We start from the raw sequence: 3,391 nt of genomic DNA on the forward strand, positions 1-3,391 counted from the left end.
GATGTTCCGGCGGTGTCCTACTCTCCCACACCCTGTCGAGTGCAGTACCATCGGCGCAGGTGGCCTTAGCTTCCGGGTTCGGAATGGGACCGGGCGTTTCCCCACCGCTATAGCCGCCGTAACTCTATGAAACTGTCACACAGAGAGCCAGGTCGCGAATCCCCTTGCGAGGGTTCGTTTCCCGTCTTCCTGTATCTGTGTGTTGTTTCAGATACTGCACAGTGGACGCGTAGCTTCTTTGTTGGTAAGTCCTCGGCCTATTAGTACCAGTCACCTACATCTGTTACCAGACTTCCAGTTCTGGCCTATCAACCCAATGGTCTGTTGGGGGCCTTACCCCCTCGAGGGGGTGAGAAACCTCATCTTGGAACAGGCTTCCCGCTTAGATGCTTTCAGCGGTTATCCCTTCCGAACGTGGCCAACCAGCCGTGCTCCTGGCGGAACAACTGGCACACCAGAGGTTCGTCCGTCCCGGTCCTCTCGTACTAGGGACAGCCTTCCTCAAGTTTCTAACGCGCGCGGCGGATAGAGACCGAACTGTCTCACGACGTTCTAAACCCAGCTCGCGTGCCGCTTTAATGGGCGAACAGCCCAACCCTTGGGACCTACTCCAGCCCCAGGATGCGACGAGCCGACATCGAGGTGCCAAACCATCCCGTCGATATGGACTCTTGGGGAAGATCAGCCTGTTATCCCCGGGGTACCTTTTATCCGTTGAGCGACACCGCTTCCACTTGCCGGTGCCGGATCACTAGTCCCGACTTTCGTCCCTGCTCGACCTGTCGGTCTCACAGTCAAGCTCCCTTGTGCACTTGCACTCAACACCTGATTGCCAACCAGGCTGAGGGAACCTTTGGGCGCCTCCGTTACATTTTGGGAGGCAACCGCCCCAGTTAAACTACCCACCAGGCACTGTCCCTGAACCCGATCAGGGTCCGAGGTTAGAGGTCCAATACGATCAGAGTGGTATTTCAACGATGACTCCACGAACACTGGCGTGCCCGCTTCACAGTCTCCCACCTATCCTACACAAACCGTACCGAACACCAATACCAAGCTATAGTGAAGGTCCCGGGGTCTTTTCGTCCTGCCGCGCGTAACGAGCATCTTTACTCGTACTGCAATTTCGCCGAGTCTGTGGTTGAGACAGCTGAGAAGTCGTTACGCCATTCGTGCAGGTCGGAACTTACCCGACAAGGAATTTCGCTACCTTAGGATGGTTATAGTTACCACCGCCGTTTACCGGGGCTTAAATTCTCAGCTTCGCTCCGAAGAGCTAACCGGTCCTCTTAACCTTCCGGCACCGGGCAGGCGTCAGTCCGTATACATCGTCTTACGACTTCGCACGGACCTGTGTTTTTAGTAAACAGTCGCTTCTCACTGGTCTCTGCGACCCCACCCAGCTCCCACCGTAAAGGTGTTCACCAGGCGTGGTCCCCCTTCTCCCGAAGTTACGGGGGCATTTTGCCGAGTTCCTTAACCACAGTTATCTCGATCGCCTTAGTATTCTCTACCTGACCACCTGTGTCGGTTTGGGGTACGGGCCGTGTACCAACTCACTAGAGGCTTTTCTCGGCAGCATAGGATCACTGAATTCGCCTCAATCGGCTACGCATCACGTCTCAGCCTCATGGGATACGGATTTGCCTATACCCCGGCCTACACGCTTACACCAGGTATTCCATCACCTGGCCCAGCTACCTTCCTGCGTCACCCCATCGCTTACCTACTACAGCCAGGGTCATGCGCAGCCGCGTTCCCTCTCGCCCGAAGGCTCGATAAGACCGCATTTGGGCACTTAGCACAACTGATTCGATATTTGGCGCGGATACACGGGTACGGGAATATCAACCCGTTGTCCATCGACTACGCCTGTCGGCCTCGCCTTAGGTCCCGACTCACCCTGGGCGGATTAACCTGGCCCAGGAACCCTTGGTCATTCGGCGGACGAGTTTCTCACTCGTCTTTCGCTACTCATGCCTGCATTCTCACTCGCATGGCCTCCACGGCTGGATCACTCCGCCGCTTCCCTGGCCATACGACGCTCCCCTACCCATCCAGACTCCTGGCCCGAAGGCGGGATAATGTCTGAATGCCGCGGCTTCGGCGGTGTACTTGAGCCCCGCTACATTGTCGGCGCAGAATCACTTGACCAGTGAGCTATTACGCACTCTTTCAAGGGTGGCTGCTTCTAAGCCAACCTCCTGGTTGTCTTCGCGACTCCACATCCTTTTCCACTTAGTACACGCTTAGGGGCCTTAGCCGGCGATCTGGGCTGTTTCCCTCTCGACTATGAAGCTTATCCCCCACAGTCTCACTGCCGCGCTCTCACTCACCGGCATTCGGAGTTTGGCTGACTTCGGTAAGCTTGTGGGCCCCCTAGGCCATCCAGTAGCTCTACCTCCGGTGAGAAACACGCGACGCTGCACCTAAATGCATTTCGGGGAGAACCAGCTATCACGGAGTTTGATTGGCCTTTCACCCCTACCCACAGCTCATCCCCTCAGTTTTCAACCTAAGTGGGTTCGGGCCTCCACGACGTCTTACCGTCGCTTCACCCTGGCCATGGGTAGATCACTCCGCTTCGGGTCCATAGTGTGCGACTCAGGGCGCCCTATTCGGACTCGCTTTCGCTACGGCTCCCCCACACGGGTTAACCTTGCCACACACCGATGACTCGCAGGCTCATTCTTCAAAAGGCACGCCATCACCTATTACAGCTCTGACGGATTGTAAGCGCACGGTTTCAGGTACTATTTCACTCCCCTCCCGGGGTACTTTTCACCTTTCCCTCACGGTACTAGTCCGCTATCGGTCACCAGGTAGTATTCAGGCTTATCGGGTGGTCCCGACAGATTCACAGCAGATTTCACGGGCCCGCTGCTACTCGGGTGCCTACTACAACAGAGAACACGTTTTCGTCTACCGGACTCTCACCGTCTACGGTTGGCCATCCCAGACCAATTCGACTAACGCGATCTTTTCTTACTGTTGCCCAGATCGGCAGATCTGAGAAAGTAGGTCCCACAACCCCGGCTATGCAACGACTGCCGTCTATCACACACAACCGGTTTAGCCTCTTCCGCTTTCGCTCGCCACTACTCACGGAATCACTGTTGTTTTCTCTTCCTGTGGGTACTGAGATGTTTCACTTCCCCACGTTCCCTCCACACGCCCTATATATTCAGGCGCGGGTAACACGACATCACTCGTGCTGGGTTTCCCCATTCGGAAATCCTCGGATCTCAGCTCGTTTGACAGCTCCCCGAGGCTTATCGCAGCCTACTACGTCCTTCATCGGCTCCTGGTGCCAAGGCATCCACCGTACGCTCTTACACACTTACTAACAAAGATGCTCGCGTCCACTGTGCAGTTCTCAAACAACACACCC

At 55.9% G+C, this 3,391-nt stretch carries 2 rRNA genes; both read right to left on the reverse strand.

What is annotated here, in order from left to right:
- Positions 1 to 4 precede the first annotated feature (4 nt).
- Positions 5 to 121 (reverse strand): 5S ribosomal RNA (rrf, locus tag ACWEOI_RS35380).
- A 119-nt stretch (positions 122 to 240) separates the two neighbouring features.
- A 23S ribosomal RNA gene (locus ACWEOI_RS35385) occupies positions 241 to 3,346 on the reverse strand.
- Positions 3,347 to 3,391 lie beyond the last annotated feature (45 nt).

It is taken from the genome of Nocardia sp. NPDC004340 (assembly GCF_053602575.1).